The organism is Streptomyces sp. NPDC002076 (assembly GCF_053593835.1).
This window is the reverse complement of sequence record NZ_JBSFDI010000021.1, coordinates 26,985-47,913: the sequence shown is the minus strand read 5'-3', so window position 1 is coordinate 47,913 and position 20,929 is coordinate 26,985. Positions and strand designations below refer to the sequence as shown.

The following is a 20,929-nucleotide window of genomic DNA, read 5'->3' as shown; positions in this document are numbered from 1 at the left end:
CCTGCGGGACCACCTCGACAGGCTCGACGGCGAAGACCGCTCAACCTGTCGAAAACACCCGTCACGTAGTCGAGCCCAGCGCGGCAGCCCGAAGACCCGTGAGCAGCGATGGCAGCGGTTCGCCGTTGTTCGGGTCCGGGGTGAACATCATGATGGCGCTGATCAGGATCCGTGCCATGTCGTCGACCGTGCGCAGGTCGGCGGGGCCGGCGCAGCTGGCCGTCCACAGTTTCATCGCCTCGATGACGACCGTGACCATGCGTACCCCGGTGTCGGCCTGCATCCGGTTGACGGCGGCGTCGACCTCGGCCTCGGACATACGGTCGTGGACGCCGCTCTTCCGCCCGGAAGGGCCGCTTGAGTGCTGCGGCCATCAAGATGCGTGAGGTCCGTAGATCTGTTGTGCTCACCGTGCCACGCGCAGGCTGTCACCCGGCGGACTGATGGGTGCGGTTGGCTGTGGCGTGCACGGAGCCGAGCAGGCTGAGTGCCTCGGCGCTGGGGCTGCCGTGTTCGGCATGGTAGATGATCAACTGCTGGCCGGGGGCGTCCCGCACGTCGAATGCGTGGTGGGTGAGGGTCAGGCCGCCGACGTCCGGGTGGTGGAAGTGCTTGTTTTCCCGGGTCTTGCCGCGCACGGTGTGGGTGTTCCACAGCCGGGCGAAGTCCGTGCTGCGCGTGCTGAGTTCGCCTACGAGAGCTCGTAGGCGTGGACTGCCCGGATCGGCGCCGGACGCCTGGCGCAGGTGCCCCACCACCGTCTCGGCTGTCCGGTCCCACCGGGGATGGAACGGCCGGCCTGCCGGGTCGAGGAAGACCATGCGAGCCAGGTTGTCCGTCGGTTCAAAGGGGGAGTACAGCGCCTCGGCCAGGGCGTTGGCGGCCAGGATGTCCAGGATCGGGTTGATGACGAACGCCGGAGTGCTGGGGTAGCCGTCCAGCAGGACGCGCAGGGCAGGGGCGACCTGGTCGGTGGCGGCGACGGGCCGCTGGGACGGCGCGGTTCCGGACCGTTGGTGAAGGTGCGCCTGGGCGTCTGTGTCCAGCAGCAGCGCGCGGCTGAGCGCATCCACCACCTGCGCGGACGGGTGGCGTTCGCGGCCCTGTTCCAGCCGGGTGTAGTAGTCCGCGTTCACCCCTGCCAGTACGGCGACCTCTTCGCGGCGCAGCCCGGCCACCCTTCGCACGCCGTGGCTCGGCATCCCGACCTCGTCTGGCCGCACGGCCGCACGGCGCGCCCGCAGGAACTCACCCAGCTGGTTGTCGGTCATGTGCCCAGGCTAGGCCGCGGGCCTGGTGTGCTGCCTGGGTGTACCGCACCCAGGCAGCACACGGCCTGGGCCGTCTGGAACACCTCGCCCAGACTCGGTGCCCTACCAAGAGAAGGGGCAGTCATGCCGGACCAGACAGTCAAGGTCGTAGCGATCACCGGTGCCAGCAGCGGGATCGGCGAGGCGACCGCCCGCCGGCTCGCCGCCGACGGCCACCGCCTGTTCCTGGGAGCACGGCGCACCGATCGCCTGGACCAGCTCGTCACGGAGATCACCGCCACGGGCGGCACGGCGGCGACCCAGCGCCTGGACGTCACCGAGGCCGCCGATGTCCAGGACTTCGTGGCAGCGGCCGAAGAGCGCTACGGCCGCGTGGACGTGATGGTCAACAACGCCGGGGTGATGCCGCTGTCGCCGCTGGAGGCGCTCAGGACGGAGGAGTGGAACCGCATGATCGACGTGAACATGCGGGGTGTCCTGCACGGCATCTCCGCCGCCTTGCCCGTGATGCGCCCGCATGGCGGCGGGCACATCGTGAACATCGCCTCCGTCGGGGCGCACGAGGTCTCTCCCACCGCGGCCGTCTACTGCGCCACCAAGTTCGCGGTCCGTGCGATCTCGGAGGGCCTGCGTCAGGAGTCCGCCGGTGACATTCGGGTCACGCTGGTCTCACCGGGCGTCACGGAGTCCGAACTCGCCGACGGCATCGCGGACCCGGCCGCCCGGGCGGCCATGCGGGCCTACCGCGCCGTGGCCCTGCCGGCCTCCGCAATCGCGGACGCGGTCGCCTATGCGATCTCCCAGCCGCCGCACGTCGACGTCAACGAGATCGTCGTACGACCTGCAGCGAGCGCCCAGTGACGGAAGGAACCGGAATGCTGCACACCCACCCTCTTGACGACCTGGCGCGCAGAGTGCGGGACCTGGAGGACCGGGACGCCCTGCGCGCCCTCATGATCCGCGGTTGGCGGGCACTGGACCGCAAGGACTGGCGGACCTGGTCCGCGTGCTGGGCCGAAGACGCCGTGCTGGAGTTCGGGCCCTGGCAGCGAATCCAGGGAAGGGAGGCCATCCGCGCGAAGGTGCAGGAGGCCGAGTCGACTTACACGAGCATCCAGCACCACATCCTCAACATGCACGTAGACGCGGGCGACCGGGCAACCGGCATCGGATACATGTGGTTCGTCGCCGTCACCGCTCCTGGGAGAACTTCCGCCCCCTACTCCATGGGCGGCCCCTACGACTGGGAGTTCCGCCGGAACGGGAACGGCTGGCTCTTGACCCGGCAGCGGCTCGGGGTCTTGTGGCCCGATGGCGACGACACCCTGCGAGCCTTCGGGTGCGGGAGCGGGCCCGGCGATTGGAGGGCCCGTCCCTGGTGTCATCGACACCCAGTCCGTCCGCGTGCCGGCGGGGGTGCCGAAGGAGACGACGGGACTGGCTACGAACAAGAAGACGCCTGGCAGGAAGCGGGGACTGGCCGTCGATGTGCTGGGCCTGATCATCGGCGTGGTGGTCCTCGCTGCGAGCGCGCACGACAACGAGGCCCAGCGGGACAAGGACGCGGCGCAGAAGAAGCTCGACGCGCGCCCCGCCGTCCCCCGGAAGAAGCAATCCCCGCTCGACGCGCGACAGATCCGGAAGATCACGGAGAGTCTCGGAGACATTGCACGGCGCATCCGGACCGCCGCCGCCGAGAAAAGAGGCCCGCTCTACGACGCCCTGGGCATCTCCATCAGCTACGAACACGCAACGAGGACCGCGACCGTAAGGTCGAGGCCCTCGTCACCGTATCGCCAATCGTTGTGTCCGAGGGGCGAGTTGACCGCTGACGATACGGTCCTGGTGGCGCATGGGCGGCTCAGCCTTGGGATCCAGACGTGAGTCTTGCCCGTCATCGTGTCAGAGTTCTTGGCGAGCGCCGATCCTGCCTGTCTTCCGTCACCCGATAACAGGAACCCCGACCTCAACCTTGGAGGTCAGTACTCCTTCGTGATGGTTTCGACGACCGCCACGCACTCCACGTGGTGCGCCATCGGACAAAGGCAGGCCGTCCGGCACCGGCCCGGCCGAGTCCGGCGCCCAGCCCTCGAACACGACGGCTCCCGACGCGATGGTGCTCAGTTGTCCCTGTTCGACCTGCACAGGGGCATGCGCCACCAGGGCTTCCTCACCGCCACCGAAGGACCGGATCACTCCACGGTCGTGCGATAGCTTACCGAGCATGACTGAACTCGGACCTGCCGCCTGGCCACCTGCCCCGATACGGACCGAACGGCTCGTGCTCCGCGAGTCCGGGGCCCGGGACCGTGCGGCGTTCATCGAGCTGTTCGCGTCGCCGGAGGTGGGCGCCTACATCGGTGGCCCTCGACCGCGTGATGAGCTCGAACGCACGGTGCCCGAGGTGCCGGGGCGGCGCCCCGGTCTCTTCGTGATCGAACTCGACGGAGCGATGATCGGCATGATCACGCTCGATCGGCGCGACGCGGAGCGTCCGGGCCACGTCCGCCCGGATGCCGAAGAGGCCGAGCTGGGTTACATGTTCCTGCCGCAGGCGTGGGGTCGCGGGTACGCCGCCGAGGCGTGCGCGGCGGCACTCGACTGGTTCGCTGGCGTGCTTCCCGGCGAGCCGGTGGTGCTCTGCACGCAGACCGCCAACGACCGCGCCATGCGCCTCGCGGCGAAGCTGGGGTTCGTCGAGGTGGAGCGGTTCGAGGAATACGGTGCCGAGCAGTGGTTCGGCGTATGGCCCTCGCTCGCTCCGTCCGGTCGGCTCGGCACTCCCGGCGGTCTCTGATCCGGCTGGGTCGTCGACCGGTCCCCCGCAACAAGGCTCCTGCGCATACGAGTTGAGATGTCGGCATCTCCCTCGACGGCGCGGGAGCCTTGCCCGTCGCGGATGGCCGCGCCGACACCCGATCAGTGGCCGCGCCGGAGGGTGATGCGCAGCCCGCCGACCAATGGCAGCCGCCGGCGTCCAGACCGTGCTCACCGGCAGTGCGGATGCCGCGCATGAACGCCATCATGGAGCGCTGGGTCCAGACCTGCCGCCACGAACTCCTGGACCGCACCCTCATCTGGAACGAGCGCCACCAGCGCCATCCCCTCCGCCAGTTCGAGCAGCACCACAACACCCACCGACCCCATCAAGCGATGCACCAGGCCGCACCACTGCGCGCTGCCCCCGAACCAATCACCGATCCGGGGCGCATCTCCCGTCTCGACATACGCCGCCGAGACCGGCTCTCCGGAGTGATCCACGAGTACCGACACGCCGCCTGACCTGGTCGGACGAAATATTCGGCAGCCGCAGGGTCGGCACCGTCCGCCGCGAGTGAACCGACCGCCTACTCATCATGAACGAACGGCACCTGCGCACCGACCCGAACACCTACACCGACCACTACAACCGGCACCGCCCCCACCGATCCCCACACCAACGGTCTCCCCAAGCCTCGGAGACCAGCCAGACGGCACCTGTCATCCCCTTCGGTGGCCGCGTCCGCCGCACTCAACTACTCGGCGGCCCCATCAACGAGCACCAGCAAGCAGCCTGACGGCAGGAACACAAACGGCCGGATCATCAGCCCGGACCAGGGTTTTCACGCGGGTCACCCATACCGCTGCCCGGGAACCCGAGTGCCCCGGTTATCCCGATTTACCGACAGAGATCATGTTCATCTCGATGAATTCACTCGGTATTACGCTGTCGTGAGCCATGACTTCTGAATCCACCGCAGCTACCGACACCGACTGGTTTCGGGTGGCAATTCGAGCGGGCTTCGGCATCTCACCGGCAGAAGCGGACGCGGATTTCGCGGAGTTGCCGCGCTGCCGCGCCGCGGTCTGATTCCGGCCGGATCCACACACTTCCTCCGGTCGGTTCCGCGTCCACTCCCCCTCCTCGGCGCCGAACACACGCGTGCCAGGCCGGGCCTGTGGCACGTACGCGCGCGAGTCGGGGCGAGGTCGTGCCTATCCTTTGGTTGACGGGTGAAGATTGTGTATTAGGGTGAATGCGGTCCTGTCGATCGCCACCGAACGGCAGGACATCCCAGGGAGTTCCGCCCCGTTCGTTCCCAAGTTGCCTGTGTGCCAGTCAAGTTGATCCCTGGCGTCGTATCGAGACGGCGCCACAGCCGAATGGCGGACCCTTTCTGGGTGCTGGATGGGCATCCGGCACAGCGGAACCCCGTGCCGGTCATCGGCCTGTCCCCGGCAACCACGACCGGATGTGCAGCGGTCGCGGCGGTCCCCGCTCCCCACTGCTCTGACACTGAATTTCCCTCATGGTGATGACGATTCAATCTGAAGCGGGAGGCGCCCGGTGATATTCTCCCGTGCGTCGCGAGGACGCCGTGACGCACCGGATGCCACGGCGCAGTCACCGGAATCAGAAGCGCCTCCTGCCACTCCCTCGCCCCCGACGCCGAGTCCGCTGCCGGACCTCGTGCCGCTGACTGCGGAGGAAATCTCCCTGATGCGTGGGAGTGTGGCCGTGGTCGGCGCGTACGCAGCGGACATGACGGTGTATTTCTACGCCATTCTGTTCGCACGCTACCCCGAGGTGCGCGGGCTCTTCCCGGACAACCTGGACGTCCAGCGCGACCGGTTGCTGCGCGGGCTGCTGCAGATCGTCGACCTCGTCGACGACCCGGAGAACCTGATCCGGTTCTGCGGCCGGCTCGGTCGCGACCACCGCAAGTTCGGGGCGCTGAACGGCCACTACCCCGCGGTGGGCGAGTGCCTGCTTGCATCCCTGGCCCGCTACGCCGGCCCGGCGTGGAGCCCGGAGCTGGCCGCCGCATGGACGCACGGATACGGCGTCGTCGCGCAGGTGATGATGCACGCCGCGGAAGAGGACGCCCGCACGGCGCCCGCGGTGTGGGAGGCGGAGATCATCCACCACCTGCACCGCGGCCATGGCATCGCGGAAATCACCGTGCGGCCCGACGCGCCCTACCCGTACACGGCAGGCCAGTACGCGAGCGTCGAGACGCCCTGGCACCCCAAGACGTGGCGCTACTACTCGCCCGCGCACGCGCCGCGACCGGACAACACCGTGACCTTCCACGTGCGTGCGGTCGCCCAGGGCCAGGTCAGCCAAGGCCTGGTCTACAGCGCCAAGCCCGGGGACGTGGTGCGGCTCGGACCCACTCAGGGCGACATGACGCTCGACCCGCGCAGCGACCGGGATCTGGTGTGCGTGGCCGGCGGGACCGGCATGGCCCCCATCAAGGCCCTGGTCGAGGACGCGGCCCGCACCGGGGCAGAGCGCTACGTCGACGTCTTCGTCGGCGCTCGGACCGCCGAGGAGCTCTACGGCCTGGACGACATGCTCAGGATGTCCCAGCGGCACCACTGGCTCTCTGTGCGGGCCGCGGTGTCGCACGAGCGCATTGCGGGGCTGGAGGGTAGCCTGCCGCGGGTGCTGAACGAGTTCGGGCCGTGGTACCGGCACGAGGCGTTCCTCTCCGGCCCGGTGGACATGGTCACGCAGGCCAGCGCCACCCTGGCCCGGCAGGGCATCCCGCAGGAGCGGATCCATTTCGACCCCTTCGACGTGCCCGCACTCGACGCCGCGTTACTGCCCCGGAAATTGCGGGAACCGCCCGAGGACTGAGCGTCCGGCCGACCCGGCCCCGGCTGTGCGGCCACTCGCCTGTCGCGCCCGCCTGCCGGACTCGGCATCGCCCCGTCCGCTCCCGGCCGTGCGGCCGCCGTACCACCGCCGGCGCGCCGGGCTCGTGTGAGCACCAGACCCCGAGCAGGAGAGAATCCGATGCAACTCCCCCCTTCGTCCGGCCCGGCTCCGCGCCGCCCATCGGCGCACGAGGCCGTCCTGGCGGCCGCCGAGGTGTTCATCCGGCAGTACGCCGCCGAGAACCCGGGCGACGGCGACCCGCGTCGGCGGCTCGCGGAGGTCACCGCGGAGGTGGAGCGCTTCGGCACGTACGAACACACTGCGGCGGAGGTGGCGTACGGCGCGCGGGTGGCCTGGCGCAACGCGGCGCGCTGCATAGGCCGGCTCTACTGGAACAATCTGATCGTGCGGGACCTGCGGCACGTCACGCATCCCGACGACATCGCCAGTGAGTGCTTCGAGCATCTGCGGATCGCGACCAACGGAGGCCGTATCCGGCCGGTCATCAGCGTCTTCGCCCCCGATCGCCCCGGCCGTCCCGCCGCCACGCTGCTGGGCGAGCAGTTGGTGCGCTACTCGGACGACCCGCGCAGCACCCACCGGGTGGCGCTGGCCCGGGACTTGGGCTGGAAAGGCGGTGAAACACCCTTCGAGATACTGCCGTTGCTGGTGCAGCCCGGCTCCGGCCTGACTCCGGAGTTTTACGAGGTGCCCGAGGACGCCGTGCTGGAGGTGCCGTTGACGCATCCGCGCCATCCCGGGTTCGCCGCCCTCGGTCTGCGCTGGTACGCGGTGCCGGCCGTCAGCGACATGTCGCTGGAGATCGGCGGGGTCACGTACCCGGCCGCGCCCTTCAACGGCTGGTACATGGGCACCGAGATCGGCTCGCGCAACCTCGCCGACACCGACCGCTACAACCTGCTGCCCACCGTCGCCAAGCTGTTCGGCCTCGACACCCGCAACGAGCGCACCCTGTGGCGCGACCGCGCCCTGGTCGAGCTCAACCTGGCGGTCCTGCATTCTTACGAGCAGGCGGGGGTGAGCATGGCCGACCACCACACGGAGTCGCGGCGGTTCCTCGCGCACGTGGACCGCGAGAGGCGGCACGGGCGCCCGGTGCCGACCGACTGGAGCTGGATCGTCCCGCCCCTGTCCGGAGGGGCGACCGCGGTGTTCCACCGCTACTACGACCCCGAGGATCCCGAGCTACGGCCGGCCTTCGTGCACCGGACCGCAGAGGTGCCGCAGGGGTGCCCTTACGGCGCAGCCTGAGAGGGCGCTTGAAGTAGGCAGATTGCCCTTGATGCCCTAGTAGGACTCCGTTAGGTCTGTCTTGATCTTGGTGTGGTCCTGCTGGGCAGAGGTCGGTGGCAGGTGGTGCAGACGCCGGTCCAGCAGTTCAGCAGGTCCTGGAGGGTGTCGAGGATCTGGTAGAGGGTGAGTCCGCTGTGTCGGCTTTTGGGGCCAGCCGCTGCTCGGTGAGGAAGGCGTGGGCGGCGGTGACCAGGGTGGCGTGGTGGTGCCAGCCGTTCCAGGAGCGGCCTTCGAAGTGGTCCAGGCCCAGGCCGTGCTTGAGTTCGCGGTAATCGTGCTCGATGCGCCAGCGGATCTTCGCCAGGCGGACCAGCTCCGGGATCGGGGTGCCGTCGGGCAGGTCGGACAGCCATAAGCGGGTCGGCTTGTCCTCGCCGTCGGGCCATTCGGCCAGCAACCACACCTCGGGCACGACGCCGTCCCACCGGCCGTGCTCGGCCACCGCGGCTGCCTGAGCCAGCCGACGCGGACGCACACCAGCCGGCCGGACCTGCACCGCAAGGGAGCGGGAGGTCATCGGGGAGCGGGAGCCTTCCCGCCAGGTCACCTCCGCGAAGGCCTCCCGTCCTGCGGCCGCGGCCAGTTCCGCCACCGGCGGCCGGCGGCCGGTGGTAGCGGGGCACCGGCCGCCGGCCGTTGCCGGACCAGGCCGGGGCGGCGGGCACCGCGTCATGCGGCTGGACGGTCAGATCGCCGCGGATGCCGACCACGTAACGGATCTCCCGCTCGGCCAGCGCGGCGCGGAAGTCCGCGTTCTGGCCGTAGCCGGCGTCCGCCACCACGAGCGGCGGCACCAGCTGCCAGGTGGCCAGTTCGCCCAGGGCGTCCAGTGCCAGACGCCACTTCTCCCGGTGTCCGACGTCCTTGGGGACGCCGGTCCGCCTTCGTCGGACGCCGTCATCCGCCCACTGCGGTGGCAGGAACAGCCGCCAGTTCAGCGGGCACGACGCCGTGTCGGAGACCGCGTGGACACTGACCGCGCCCTGGCAGTTGGCCTGCTTGCCCAGCGCACCGCAGTACTGGTGGGCGACACCGACCGACATCCTGCCGTCCTTGGGGAACGACACGTCATCCACCGCCCAGGCGTCCGCGCCGACCTGCGGCACCATCCGCTCGGCGATCCGCCGACGCACCGGAACCGGATCCCACGTGGACTGGTTCACGAACTGCTGCAGGTTCTGCTCGTTGCCATCCGGAAGCCGCGAGGCCATGGCCTGGATGGACTTGCGGCGGCCGTCCGTCATCAGTCCCCGCAGATAGCAGTCGCTCTTGGCCCGCTGGTCCTTGCGCGGTATCGAGGCGAACACGTCGGCCACGAATAGCGCCAACTCCGCCCGAACACGATTGACTTCATGTGCGTCCACACAGTCCTCATGCCCCTGAACACTGCAGGCAGACAGACCCAACGGAGTCCTAAGCTCGTAACACAATCTTGTGGACGTGCGCTGGTGGGGCGTGTCCTGTAAGAGGATTCCGCCGTTCGTGAGGTGTGGGGAACCGACCGTGGATCGTGGACGACGACTTGTGGACGCTGATCGAGCCTTTGCTGCCTTCCTGGACCAAGAAGGCACCCGGTCCGAAGCCCGTGGATGACCGGCTGTGCCTGCAGGGCATCCTGTACGTGCTCTACAACGACATCAGCTGGCAACTGCTGCCGCGGGAGCTCGGGTTCGGCTCCGGACAGACGTGCTGGCGCCGGCTGGGCGATCATCAGCCCCGGTCTCTTCGATGCCGCCCGCACCGTGCGCACACAGCGCGCCCGCAACCAGGGGCGGCAGGAGCGCGCCGGCAAGCAGGGCGCGCGCCCCTACGCCCTGCGCGGCCGGGTCCGGTGCAGCCTGTGCGGGCGCAAGATGCAGCCCGCCACCATCCGCAGCCGCGTCTACTACCGCTGCGAGTTCATAGAGGAAGAAGCCGCCCAGGAAGAAGCCGCCCTCTACCCCGACCTCACCCACCCGCGCACCGTCTACCTGCGCGAAGACATCGTGTGCCAGGCCCTGGACCGGTCGATCGCCCGGGCTTTCGCTCCGGACCGTCTCTCCGCCACCATCGAAGCCCTCACCCACGCCAGCGCCGCAGCGAGCACCGCAGAGCCCCAGACCCCCGAGCAGACCCAAGCACGCCAGGCGATCAAGGACTGCGAGCGGCGCCTCGCCCGCTACCAGGCAGCCCTCGACGCCGGAGCCGACCCCGCCGTCGTCACCCAGTGGATCAACGAGGCCCAGCGGGACAACGACGCGGCGCAGAAGAAGCTCGACGCGCACCCCGCCGTCACCCGGAAGAAGCAACCCCCGCTCGACGCGCAACAGATCCGGCGGATCACTGAGAGTCTCGGAGATATTGCACAGCGCATCCAGACTGCCGCCGTGGAGAAGAAAGGCCCGCTCTACGACGCCCTGGGCATCACCATCAGCTACGAACACGCAACGAGGACCGCGACCGTAAGGTCGAGGCCCTCGTCACCGTATCGTCAAGCGTTGTGTCCGAGGGGCGAGTTTACGGCTGACGATACGGTTGTGGTAGCACAAGGGCGGCTCGGCCTACGGAACTGGACATGACGCGAACGACTCGTACATTCGCCGGACCTCGGTTGGCCTCAAGCACGATGAATGTCCGGGTTGTCTCACGTGGGCGTCGGCAGAATAGGCACCTTGGTCGTCGCGGCGGGCGGGATCCAGATCCCGGATCCACGCCTGGCCTGCCCTGCTCCACCAACCCCCCTCACCCTGCTGCGGCTAGAGATCTTCAACGGTGCGGATTACGTAGAGTCGTGACGGCTGTCGTGGGCTGCGCTATGCCGGGAGGATGAGGTATCCCGATGGCGGCGGCTTGACGGCTGAGGAAAGGGCTCGGCGTGAGCAAGTCCGGCTCGCGGCCGCCGATCTGATCGAGGCCGGGGCCAGTGACCGGGAGGTGGCCCGGCGGTTCAGGGTGACCCGGATGTCGGCGAACCGCTGGCGGGGGGCGTTGGCCTCGGGAGGTCGGCAGGCCCTGGCCTCCAAGGGCCCCGGCGGGGCCCGCTGGAGGCTCGACTCAGGTCAACTGCGCGTACTGGAGACGGTGTTGAATGCCGGTCCGGCCGCCTCCGGCTGGCCTGACCAGTGCTGGACGCTGGCGCGGATCGCCGAGGTCGTGCGCCGCCGGTTCGGTGTCGAGTACACCCTGGCTGGGCTGGACCTGCTGCTGCACCGCATCGGCTGGAGTGTTCAGGTCCCCTCCCGCAAGGCCGCCGAGCGGGACGAGGCGAAGATCGCCGCCTGGAAGGACGAGCAGTGGCCCGTCATAAAAAGAGGGCGGCGGACTTGGGCGCCTGGCTCTGCTTCGAGTTGCGCCGTGAGGCGCTGTGTTTCGTGTGGAGGTGAGAGACCTTCACCGCTGACCTGTCGTAGCAGGGAGGTGGAGCTGAGGGCAGCCTGATCCGGGTGATGCCGGGGAGGGCGGAAGCGGCCCTGACAAAGCCGGGACGTGCCAGTACTGCCAGATGGTGCGGGTTCGGCGAGCGGGTCGGAGAGGAGTACGCGAGGAACCGGCGTCTTTACGTCTCTTAACGATGCCATCGGCTCGAACCTGGTGGATCTGGGCCGGAAGCGGTGCGCAACCGCCGCCGTTGGTGGTGGGAAACTTCTTGGCCGGTCTTTCGAAGCCGTCCAGAAGGCCACGAGGAAGGACTACGGCGTACTCGTGGCGATGCCGCAGGGACACAGTCGGGCTCCTACTTCGACGAGCGAAGCACAGTGAACACGGGAACCACCCGGTCTCAACTCCTTAGCGGCGGGCTGCCAGTTCGCCTCCGGGGATAGGCGCATCGACCGCCGAACGGGCCGGGTGGGGCGGAGCCGCCGTAGTACTCCGAGCCGGGGAGAGCCCGGAGCATGGGGAAGGGCGGCAGCGGTATCGGGAAGGGAAGGACGCTGCAATGCCGAAAGATGCATCGCCGAATGGCGGTGCCGCGCCGGATGCGGACCCCGTTGGTCCGCGTCAGCGGGTATCGGAGATGCAGGCCAAGCTTCACCGTTGGGCGGTGGCCGATCCCGGCCGCCGGTTCGACGATCTGTTCAATTTCGTGCACGACCCGGCGACGCTGCTTGTGGCGTTCGACCGGGTCGCCGGCAACCGGGGAGCCAACACTCTCGGCGTCGATGGCCTCACATCTGCCGACGTCGAGGAAAGGATCGGTATCCCCGGATTCCTGGATGACCTTCGTGTCCAGCTCAAACAAGGCACGTTCCGGCCGCTGCCGGTTCGGGAGCGCAAGATCCCCAAGCCGGGTGGGTCGGGAAAGGTGAGGCGACTGGGCATCCCAGTGATCGCCGACCGGGTCGTTCAGGCCGCGCTGAAGCTGGTGCTGGAGCCGATTTTCGAGGCCGACTTCAAGCCGGTCTCTTACGGGTTCCGGCCCAAGCGGCGAGCCCAGGACGCGATTGCCGAGATCCATTTCTATGGCACCCACGGCTACCGCTGGGTGCTGGACGCGGACATCGCGGCGTGCTTCGACGAGATCGATCACGCCGCGCTGATGGACCGGGTCCGGATGAGGATCAAGGACAAGAAGGTCCTGGCGCTGGTGAAGGCGTTCTTGAAGGCCGGGCTCCTGACGGAACTCGGCGAGCATCAAGACACCCTCACCGGCACGCCGCAAGGGGGCATCCTCTCTCCACTGCTGGCCAACATCGCCCTGTCTGTGCTCGATGAGTACCTGCACCGGGGATGGGAACCAGGCGGAGAGCTGTCCACCGACTATCGGCGAGGCCGACGCCGGGCTGGTGGCCTGCCGTCGTGGCGGCTGGTCCGCTATGCGGACGACTTTGTCGTCCTGGTCGACGGGACCAGGCAGGACACCGAGACACTGCGCGAGGAGATCGCCCAGGTGCTTGCTCCGATGGGACTGCGGCTGTCACCGGCAAAGACCCAAGTGGTGCACCTGAGCGAGGGGTTCGACTTCCTGGGGTTCCACATCCAGTGGCGCCGCAAGCGCGGAACGAACAAGTGGTACGTCTACACCTTCATCACCGACCGGCCTCTCCAGTCGGTGAAGGCAAAGATCCGTCACCTCACCCACAGAACGTCGCAGCAGGACCTCGCCGTGGTGCTGATCAATCTCAACCGGGTCACCCACGGCTGGGCCAACTACTTCAGGCATGCCGTCGCCAAGCACATCTTCAGCAAGCTGGACGACCTCGTCTGGTGGAGGCTCGTCCGGCTACTGAGGACACGGCATCACTGGAACTGGTCGGACGTCCGCAAACGGCTCACCACCGCCACCGGGCGGTGGCTGCCGATCAGTGCGGACGGGATCGAGTTGCGGAAGATCAGCGCGATCCCGGTCACCCGGTATCGCTACCGCGGCAACAAGATCCCCACCCCCTGGGCCCCTGCACCCACCTGACGGCAGAGACCGTGGAGAGCCCGTTGCCTAGTAATAGGCACGGCGGGTTCGGCGAGAGGTCCGGGGAAACGGACCGGGAGCAATCCCGGCACCGCGCCCCGGGCCTACTCAGCGACGAAGCCGGCCAGGGCCTGAGGCCGCCCAAGGGCCGCACCTGGGGCCGACGGGGTCACGCCCCGGTGGTGCGGGTCACCGCCGCGGGCACCAAACGTGTCTCGATGGCGGCGCTGATCTGCACCAAAGCCGGCCACCGGCCGCGGCTGATCTATTGCATCCACCTTGACCGCAGCCCCTCCAAAGGCCGCCGCAAGGGCTTCGCCGAGAGCGACTACGCCCGCCTGCTCGATGCCGCCCACCAGCAGCTCGGCGGCCCCGTCGTTCTTGTCTGGGACAACCTGAACACGCACGTCAGCCGTGCCATGCGTGAGCTGATCGCCGCCCGATTATGGCTGACCGTCTACCAGCTGCCGCCGTACGCTCCCAAGCTCAACCCTGTCGAGGGTGTGTGGTCGCACGTGAAGAGGTCGCTGGCCAACCTCACCAAACACGGCCTGGACCAGCTCACCGCGTTCGTGAAGACGAGGCTGAAACGCATGCAGTATCGGCCCCGCCTCATCGACGGTCTCATCGCCAAGACCGGGCTCGACTTCCAGCCGCCGTCACCTCAGCCGTTGAAGATCTCTAGCCGCGCACGAACGGGTTCTTCCTGCCGTTGACCGAGTCGATCAAAGTGACCAGGCAGAACGGGTCGGCGGTCGGGAAGACGTCAGGGTTGAGAGGTGGCCTCGTCGACACGCTCGTTGTTGATGTGCTTGCCCTTGGGTTGCCGCTCCTGGGCGTCTCGCCGACCCACGCGGTCGATCTCGCGCCATTCCGGCCGCAGCCCGGTCAGGTTCGTGGTGAGGAAGTACGCGGCCCCGCAGGCGACCAGCACCGGTGCAAGTCCGACGGAGGCCACGGCCGCCCCGGCGATCAGTCCACCGAGAGGGATACCGGCCCAGGCCAGCGAGTCACCAAGGGCGTTGACCCGGCCCAGCATTCGGCGTGGCACCCGCTCGAAGAGGACAGCCCCCAGCACCGGGTTCAGGAAGCCCGCCCCGAATCCACTGACGGCGAACACGGCCAGTACCGCCCCCATCGGTGCATCGGAAGCCAGGATCAGGAATCTCGGCGCCCCGGCCAACAGAAACCCGGTCAAGAACACCATCCGGCGTCGTAGCCGGTGCGCCGCCGCCGCAGCGACCAGACTCCCAGCGATCGCTGCGACTCCCAACACGCTGCCCATCAGGCCGATCGCAGTCGGCCCATTGCCGGAATCTTTGGCCCAGACGGGCATGAGCACCGTGGTGAACCCTGCGTCCAGCAGGTTGGTGACCCCGACCATGACGATGACGGTCAGCAGCAACAACTCGCCGCGCAGGAACGTGAAGCCTTCGCCGAATCGTCGCCAGTAACCCGGTTCCGTCCCTCCGGCCTTGGAGGGGGCTTCCTCGACCGTATGCCCCATCCAGCGGGGCAGCGCCAGTGCGATGATCACCGATCCGAGAGCAAAGCAGCCCGCGTTGACGACAAGTCCCGTCAGGGGGCCGAGCAGTGCCGCCAGGGAGCCGCCGGCCGCTGGTCCAATGGTGGAGGCGAGCCGCTCGGTCACGCCGGACAGACCGGTGGCCCGCCCCAGCGGCATCGAGCTGTACTCGGCCGCCTCCGGGACCATGACTTCCTTGGCCAGGTCGCCGGGGCCGCGCACCGCGCCGATCAGCGCGACCAGGGCCAGCAGGATCGGAAAGGACAGCAGGCCCAGGGCGTGGAACAGAGGAACCGCAGCGGCAGCGGTTGCACTGGCCAGATCCGTGGTCCAGGACACGGCTCGCGGGCCGATCCGGTCCACCAACGGCCCGCTGAACGCTTTGACCACCACGTAGGGAGCCATCTCGCAGAAGGTCACCAGTCCGGTCCGGGTGGCGCTGCCGGTCGTCACGAGAACGAACCAGGGCAGCGCGACGGACGAGATCCGAGTACCGGTCAGCGACACGGCCATGGCCGCCAGCACCCCGCCCAGCGGCCGTATGGACCGCTTGCCGGGTATGCCGTCGGTCTCCAGGACATCCTCCGTCACGACGTCTCCGTTCCTGCCCCTTGTCGAGACCTGGAGCGGGTGGCCGGCGGGGCGGGCGCACCCAGCTCGGGTGGGAGACGCGTGACCGGGGCGACCCGCTCGGCCCGCGCGGGGGCACTCGCCGCCGCCTGACACGGCTTCCTCCTCATGACGGGCTCCCGGTGGGCGGTCTGCGCTTTGGATGCTGGAAAGCTACGAGCCGCGACCCTTGCGCGTCGTCACCGACGGGTAGGCACTTGCCGTCTCCGCGGGTCCCCCGAGCGAGCTACCTGCCTGTCCTCTCCCGGGGGACGCAGCCCCCGCGGCAGGACGCTAGGCTTGCCGTGCAAGACCGTCCGGCCCGCGGTGCCGTGTGGTGCGGATACCGAACCGGTCGTGCCGAAAGGGCGGGCGGGCCGCGGACCACGGCCCGGTCCTGGTGCCGCTCAGGGCGGGACGTACGGGATCGTGGATGATGATGACGGAAGACCCAGCAGCGCGTGAACCATCGGGCTCGGTATCCCCTGCGTCAACGGCGCGTGGGCAGGACAGTGGCCTATCCGCAAGCGTGAACCCGGTGGCCGCCGCAGCCGCCCGGCTCCGCGTGCTGTCGCGGTGGTGGGGATCGCGCTCTGCTGCCACCAGGGACTGTGGGGTCGCGCTGGTCTTCACGGTGCTGTCGTTCGCGGCGCCGCTGTCGCGGTTCGGGGTGCAGTTCGGCGACCTTCCCACCCATGGCGCCTCGGTCCCGAGTGTGCTGCTGTCCCTGGGGCAGACCCTGCCGCTCGCGGTGCGCACCCGGTGGCCGGCTGCCTGCCTCACGGTGGTGGGGGCCTCGTTCGCGGCGTACGAGTGCCTGGGCTTCCCGCCGGCCTTCGGCAGCCTGGGGCTGTACGTCGCGCTGTACTCCGCGGGTGTCCACCAGGACCGCTTCCGGCGGGTCGTACCGCTGGCGGCGACGGGCGGGTACGTGGTCTTCGGCGTCGTCCTGCACGTGCTGGGCTCGCCCGAGGGCCTGACCGACTACCTGCTCTATTACATGGTCCTGGCGGTGGTGTGGGGCCTGGGTGTCCAGGTACGTGGGCGGCGGGCGCAGGAGGCCGAGCGACGGCGCCTGTCCGCGCAGATGGCCATCGCGGCGGAACGCAGCCGCCTGGCTGGGGAGCTGCACGACGTGGTGACCCACCATGTGACCGCGATGGTGGTGCAGGCAGGTGCCGCGCAGTACCTGACCGAGTCGCCAGACCGCCTCCACGAGGCCCTCGAAGCCATCAGCGGCACCGGCCGCCGCGCGCTGGCCGAGCTGCGGTTCCTGCTCGGCGTGCTGGAGGCGACCGGTGATGCGGCGCCACGGGAACGGACGCCGGTGCCGGGCCGGGTGCCTGATCTGGTGGAGCAGACACGAGCGAGCGGCCAGCCGATCGAGTTGGTCGAGGACGGAGAGCAGCCGGCCATGGCCACAGGTGCCCAGCTCACGGCGTATCGCGTCGTGCAGGAATCCCTGACGAACGCCGTGAAGTACGCCGCGGGCCGACGGACGCTGGTGCGGCTCGTGCACACCCCCGACTGGACGGACATCGAGATCACTACCGCCGGGACGGCCGACGGCGCTCCCGCGTCCACCGCCCCGCTGGGCGGCGGCCCGCACGTCTCGGGCGGCCGGGGCCTGACCGGGCTGCGGGAACGGGTGGAAATGCTGGGGGGCGAGTTCGCGGCTGGGCCCTGCCCGGAGGGCGGTTTCCGCGTGCACGCACGCATTCCCGCGGGAGGTGCCACGTGAGTGTTCCGCCCCCTGCGATCAGGGTGCTGGTCTGCGAAGACCAGGCCCTCGTGCGTGCCGGCTTCGTCACGATCCTCTCCGCCCAGCCCGACATGGAGGTCGTGGGCGAGGCCGTGGACGGCCGGGAGGCGATCCGGAGCACGCAGGAGCTGAAGCCGGACGTCGTCGTCATGGACATCCGTATGCCCCTGCTCGACGGAATCGAGGCCACACGCCGCCTGGCGGGGCCCGACTCCGTCAGCCCTGCCAGGATCCTCGTCGTGACGACCTTCAACGTCGACGAGTACGTGTACGAGGCCCTGCGCGCCGGCGCCAGCGGCTTCCTGCTGAAGGACGCCCCACCGCCCGAACTGATCAACGCGGTACGCGTCGTCGCCCGCGGCGAGTCCCTCCTGGCCCCCGCCGTCACCCGCACCTTGATCGGCCGCTTCGCCGAACGCGTACGCCCCTCCGCCGCCCCCGCGTCCCCCGAGCGCGAGCGCCTGAAGGTCCTCACCGCCCGCGAGCACGAGGTCCTACTCCTGATCAGTAAGGGCCTGTCGAACGCCGAGATCGCCACCGAGCTGGTCATCAGCCACGAGACCGTGAAGACCTACGTGTCCCGCATCCTCACCAAACTGGACCTCCGCGACCGCGTCCAGGCGGTGGTCCTGGCGTACCGGGCAGGGTTGGCGGGGGACGGCGACCGAGCCTGACGGCCCTGTGATGCCGGCGGTATCCGGACCATGGACCGGCTCGCCCGATCGGCATGCTCCCCACCCTGCGGCTTTCTGGTCCACCAGGACCGGGCGACCCACGTCGTTCCGGCCACCCGCGGAATGCCGGCACGAAGCAGGATGCCCGACAGCACCCTTCCGGTCGTCCGGACGCTTGCACCTCGGGTGATCCGCGCAGCGCGGCAAGCCGGCAGCAACGGCTCGCTCCGCGCCGACAGCTCATCCGATACGCCACACGGCGGCCGCTCCGTGCTCAGGGTCGGTGCAGGATCCCCCGAGCGAGCCACCTGATTTGTCCTCTCTGCGGTGACGCGCGCCACCGGTGGTCTCTTGTTGACTCGAATCGTGAACACAACGGCCGCACCAGGCCGGCCGACCAGCGAGCAGCTAAGGACAACGCCATGACGACGACACGCAGTTCCGCGAAGCACGGTTTCCCCAGAGGCCGCCGAATCGCCGCGGCTGTGTTGGTTTCCACGCTGGCAGGAGCCGCACTGGCCGCGTGTGGTGCCGACGCCAAGGGTGCACAGCCGGCCAAGGTCTCCGGCAAGAGCGCCGGCCGGACTGCGGGCGACGCCGGGATCATCTGGGGCAAGTGCCCGGCACTGGCCGAGGGACAAACCCGTGACCCCCACCTGGCCTGCGGGACGTTGGAGGTGCCCTTGGACTACCAGGACCCGGGCGGCACGAAGATCGACGTGGCGGTCTCCCGTCTGTCCACCGCAAAGCCCGGGAAGCGACGTGGTGTTCTGCTGCTGAATCCCGGTGGGCCGGCCCTGGGCGGTCTCGACATGCCCGAAGCCATGGCATCCACACTGCCGAAGTCCGTGCTGGAGCGCTACGACCTGATCGGTTTCGACCCGCGCGGCGTCGAACACAGCACCCCGCAGAGTTGCGGTCTGAAGGACCCCAGCGTGTCCGGGCTCTTCCCCTATCCCGCCGCGGACGGCTCGATCACCAAGAACGTGGCCCTCGCCAAGGCCGACGCCAAGCAGTGCGCCGACACGGTGGCCAAGAACCTGCAGTACTACAACACCGCCAACACCGCCCGCGACATGGATCGCATCCGTCAGGCGCTCGGTGAGCAGAAGATGTCCTACTGGGGCCAGTCCTACGGCACCTACCTCGGTGCCGTCTACCGCTCCCTCTTCCAGGACCACACCGACCGGATGATCCTGGAAGGCAACGTCGACCCCACCAAGGTCTGGGCCAACCAAGTCGCGGACACCTGGGGCAAGGGCATGGCCGACCGGTTCCCCGACGCCGCCCGCGTCGCCGCGGCGCAGAACAGCACCCTCAAGCTGGGCACGAACGTCGCGCAGGTGACCCACACCTACCTCACCCTCGCCGACCGGCTCGACCGCACGCCCGCAGCGATTCCCGGCGCATCAGTGTCGCTGGACGGGGCGCTGCTGCGGAACATGACCTACGCCCTGCTCCTGCACAACAACACCCTTCCCGTGCTCACCAAGTTCTGGAAAGCCGCCGACGACCTGACCCACGGCAGCACCACGGCCGCCGACACCGCGGTTCTCAAGGAGGTGTTCGCCGACACGCCGACGTCCCCGGGCATCCCCGCGGACAACCAGGCCACCATGTTCATGGCTCTCACCTGCGGCGACGCCGAATGGCCGCACGACGTCGACGGCTACGCCGCCCGCACCGCCGCCGACCGCGAGAAGTGGCCGCTCACCGCCGGCATGCCCGCCAACATCTGGGCATGCGCCTACTGGGACAAGCCGGCCGAGGCGACGGTCAAGGTAGTGCCCGGCGGCCCGAGCAACACCCTGATCCTGCAAAACCGCCGGGACAACGCCACCCCGTGGGAAAGCGGCGTCGGACTGCACAAGGCCCTCGGTGGCGGCTCCGCCTTCGTCGGCGTCGACAACGGCGGGCACTACGTCTACAACGAAGGCTCCGCCTGCGCCGACAAGGCCACCGTCGACTTCCTGACCACCGGCCACCTGCCGGACAAGGACGTCTACTGCACCGACGTCACCCGGAAGTAGCCTGCCGGAACGCGGTTTTCCCTGTCTGGCCCGTCCGGTTGGAGTCGCCTCGAGGCCACTGGTGCGCGCAACCAGCCGTTCCGCCCAAGTGTCTGCGCGCTGAGCAAGGTGGTGAGCGCCGCGCCCAACGCGAGGGCGCCTGGCAAATCGGGCCGGCCGCCGCGCGAACCTTTGGATTCGCCGAGGACACGGGCGGCAGCGGCGACCACGAGGAGGCTGGCGGCGGCGAAGACCACGTACCCCAGGCGCCAGTCGACTTCGGCGAACCCGCCGGCGATCAGTGGACCAGTGGCGGTGCCTGCGCTGAACGATGCGCCGCATATGCCCAGTGCACGTATGCGTACGTGGCCGGCCGGGTAGGCGTGTGCGATCAGGCCGAGGCTGCTGGTGATGCAACGCGCACGCCGCGCCCAGGGCGACACGGCCCAGGGTGAAAGTGAGTGTGGAGGTGGCGAGTGCGCCGAGACCGGTGGTGAGGCTCATCGCCGCGGTGCCGATGAGGAAGGCGAGTCGCCGGCCGTAGCCGTCGGCGAGGCTGCCCGCGACGAGCAGGAGAGCCGCCAGGCCCAGAGGGGTCCCGTCGAGCAGCCAGGCCTGCTCGGAAACGGGGGTGTGGAAGTCCCTTGTCATGCCGTGCAGCGTGAGCATCGGCGCGTTGTAGTCCATCTGCGCGATCGCGGTGGCGAGCGCCGTGGGGCGATGACGCCTCCGGGT

At 69.0% G+C, this 20,929-nt stretch carries 16 protein-coding genes and 7 pseudogenes; 17 read left to right on the top strand and 6 right to left on the bottom strand.

The genetic code is table 11. The features are described from left to right. Window positions 1-61: 61 nt before the first annotated feature. Window positions 62-319: a hypothetical protein gene (locus ACWCQS_RS34655; RefSeq protein ID WP_451008124.1), complete on the bottom strand. Its 258-nt coding sequence runs from the start codon at window positions 317-319 to the stop codon at window positions 62-64. Window positions 320-428: 109 nt separating this feature from the next. Beyond that, window positions 429-1,271 carry a helix-turn-helix transcriptional regulator gene (locus tag ACWCQS_RS34650; protein WP_451008123.1) on the bottom strand — a complete coding sequence of 281 codons (843 nt, stop codon included), beginning with the start codon at window positions 1,269-1,271 and terminating at the stop codon, window positions 429-431. A gap of 123 nt (window positions 1,272-1,394) precedes the next feature. Between ACWCQS_RS34650 and ACWCQS_RS34645 the strand changes: the two genes are divergently transcribed. From ACWCQS_RS34645 to ACWCQS_RS34605, 9 genes and pseudogenes are all read left to right on the top strand, one after another. Further along, window positions 1,395-2,132 carry an SDR family oxidoreductase gene (locus ACWCQS_RS34645; RefSeq protein WP_451008122.1) on the top strand — a complete coding sequence of 246 codons (738 nt, stop codon included), beginning with the start codon at window positions 1,395-1,397 and terminating at the stop codon, window positions 2,130-2,132. A gap of 14 nt (window positions 2,133-2,146) precedes the next feature. Continuing rightward, window positions 2,147-2,545, top strand: a pseudogene (locus ACWCQS_RS34640) (nuclear transport factor 2 family protein); the annotation flags it as partial. Window positions 2,546-2,607: 62 nt separating this feature from the next. Further along, window positions 2,608-2,819, top strand: a pseudogene (locus tag ACWCQS_RS34635) (transposase); the annotation flags it as partial. A 676-nt stretch (window positions 2,820-3,495) separates the two neighbouring features. After that, complete coding sequence (locus tag ACWCQS_RS34630; RefSeq protein ID WP_451008121.1) at window positions 3,496-4,068, top strand: GNAT family N-acetyltransferase; 573 nt, start codon at window positions 3,496-3,498, stop codon at window positions 4,066-4,068. A gap of 215 nt (window positions 4,069-4,283) precedes the next feature. Continuing rightward, a complete protein-coding gene (locus ACWCQS_RS34625) occupies window positions 4,284-4,553 on the top strand; it encodes an integrase core domain-containing protein (RefSeq protein WP_451008120.1) in 270 nt (89 codons plus the stop codon). Window positions 4,554-4,627: 74 nt separating this feature from the next. Continuing rightward, entirely contained in the window at window positions 4,628-4,828 is a 201-nt protein-coding gene (locus tag ACWCQS_RS34620) for a hypothetical protein (protein ID WP_385310459.1), read from the top strand. 161 nt (window positions 4,829-4,989) lie between these two features. After that, complete coding sequence (locus ACWCQS_RS34615) at window positions 4,990-5,121, top strand: hypothetical protein (RefSeq protein WP_451008119.1); 132 nt, start codon at window positions 4,990-4,992, stop codon at window positions 5,119-5,121. Between the two features lie 630 nt (window positions 5,122-5,751). Next, entirely contained in the window at window positions 5,752-6,894 is a 1,143-nt protein-coding gene (locus ACWCQS_RS34610) for a globin domain-containing protein (protein WP_451008118.1), read from the top strand. 159 nt (window positions 6,895-7,053) lie between these two features. Beyond that, a complete protein-coding gene (locus tag ACWCQS_RS34605) occupies window positions 7,054-8,187 on the top strand; it encodes a nitric oxide synthase oxygenase (RefSeq protein WP_451008117.1) in 1,134 nt (377 codons plus the stop codon). 127 nt (window positions 8,188-8,314) lie between these two features. On the opposite strand, the pseudogene ACWCQS_RS34600 reads toward ACWCQS_RS34605, so the two are convergent. Then, a pseudogene (locus ACWCQS_RS34600) lies at window positions 8,315-9,593 on the bottom strand (IS701 family transposase). A gap of 125 nt (window positions 9,594-9,718) precedes the next feature. Here ACWCQS_RS34600 and ACWCQS_RS34595 point away from each other — a divergent pair. The 5 genes and pseudogenes from ACWCQS_RS34595 to ACWCQS_RS34575 form a co-directional block, all read left to right on the top strand. Beyond that, window positions 9,719-9,925 (top strand): annotated as a pseudogene (locus ACWCQS_RS34595) (transposase); the annotation flags it as partial. Window positions 9,926-9,971: 46 nt separating this feature from the next. Further along, the gene (locus ACWCQS_RS34590) at window positions 9,972-10,787 is read left to right on the top strand and encodes a zinc ribbon domain-containing protein (RefSeq protein ID WP_451008116.1); all 816 of its coding nucleotides are present in this window, start codon (window positions 9,972-9,974) and stop codon (window positions 10,785-10,787) included. A gap of 247 nt (window positions 10,788-11,034) precedes the next feature. Then, a pseudogene (locus tag ACWCQS_RS34585) lies at window positions 11,035-11,555 on the top strand (winged helix-turn-helix domain-containing protein); the annotation flags it as partial. Between the two features lie 590 nt (window positions 11,556-12,145). Continuing rightward, window positions 12,146-13,615: a group II intron reverse transcriptase/maturase gene (ltrA, locus tag ACWCQS_RS34580; protein ID WP_451008115.1), complete on the top strand. Its 1,470-nt coding sequence runs from the start codon at window positions 12,146-12,148 to the stop codon at window positions 13,613-13,615. A 113-nt stretch (window positions 13,616-13,728) separates the two neighbouring features. Further along, window positions 13,729-14,331: pseudogene (locus ACWCQS_RS34575) on the top strand (transposase); the annotation flags it as partial. A gap of 50 nt (window positions 14,332-14,381) precedes the next feature. On the opposite strand, the gene ACWCQS_RS34570 reads toward ACWCQS_RS34575, so the two are convergent. Continuing rightward, a complete protein-coding gene (locus tag ACWCQS_RS34570) occupies window positions 14,382-15,731 on the bottom strand; it encodes an MFS transporter (protein ID WP_451008114.1) in 1,350 nt (449 codons plus the stop codon). Window positions 15,732-16,287: 556 nt separating this feature from the next. Between ACWCQS_RS34570 and ACWCQS_RS34565 the strand changes: the two genes are divergently transcribed. The 3 genes from ACWCQS_RS34565 (at window position 16,288) to ACWCQS_RS34555 (ending at window position 20,215) form a co-directional block, all read left to right on the top strand. Then, window positions 16,288-17,490 (top strand): sensor histidine kinase, encoded by a 1,203-nt coding sequence (locus tag ACWCQS_RS34565; protein WP_451008113.1) that lies wholly within the window; start codon window positions 16,288-16,290, stop codon window positions 17,488-17,490. Next, window positions 17,487-18,185: a response regulator gene (locus ACWCQS_RS34560; protein ID WP_451008112.1), complete on the top strand. Its 699-nt coding sequence runs from the start codon at window positions 17,487-17,489 to the stop codon at window positions 18,183-18,185. The genes ACWCQS_RS34565 and ACWCQS_RS34560 overlap by 4 nt, the downstream gene beginning before the upstream one ends. A gap of 422 nt (window positions 18,186-18,607) precedes the next feature. Further along, a complete protein-coding gene (locus ACWCQS_RS34555) occupies window positions 18,608-20,215 on the top strand; it encodes an alpha/beta hydrolase (RefSeq protein WP_451008111.1) in 1,608 nt (535 codons plus the stop codon). Here ACWCQS_RS34555 and ACWCQS_RS34550 read toward each other — a convergent pair. Both ACWCQS_RS34550 and ACWCQS_RS34545 read right to left on the bottom strand, forming a co-directional pair. Next, window positions 20,188-20,637, bottom strand: a complete 450-nt coding sequence (locus tag ACWCQS_RS34550) for an MFS transporter (protein ID WP_451008110.1) — start codon at window positions 20,635-20,637, stop codon at window positions 20,188-20,190. The genes ACWCQS_RS34555 and ACWCQS_RS34550 overlap by 28 nt on opposite strands. Window positions 20,638-20,668: 31 nt before the next feature. Then, window positions 20,669-20,845: pseudogene (locus ACWCQS_RS34545) on the bottom strand (MFS transporter); the annotation flags it as partial. Window positions 20,846-20,929: the final 84 nt, after the last annotated feature.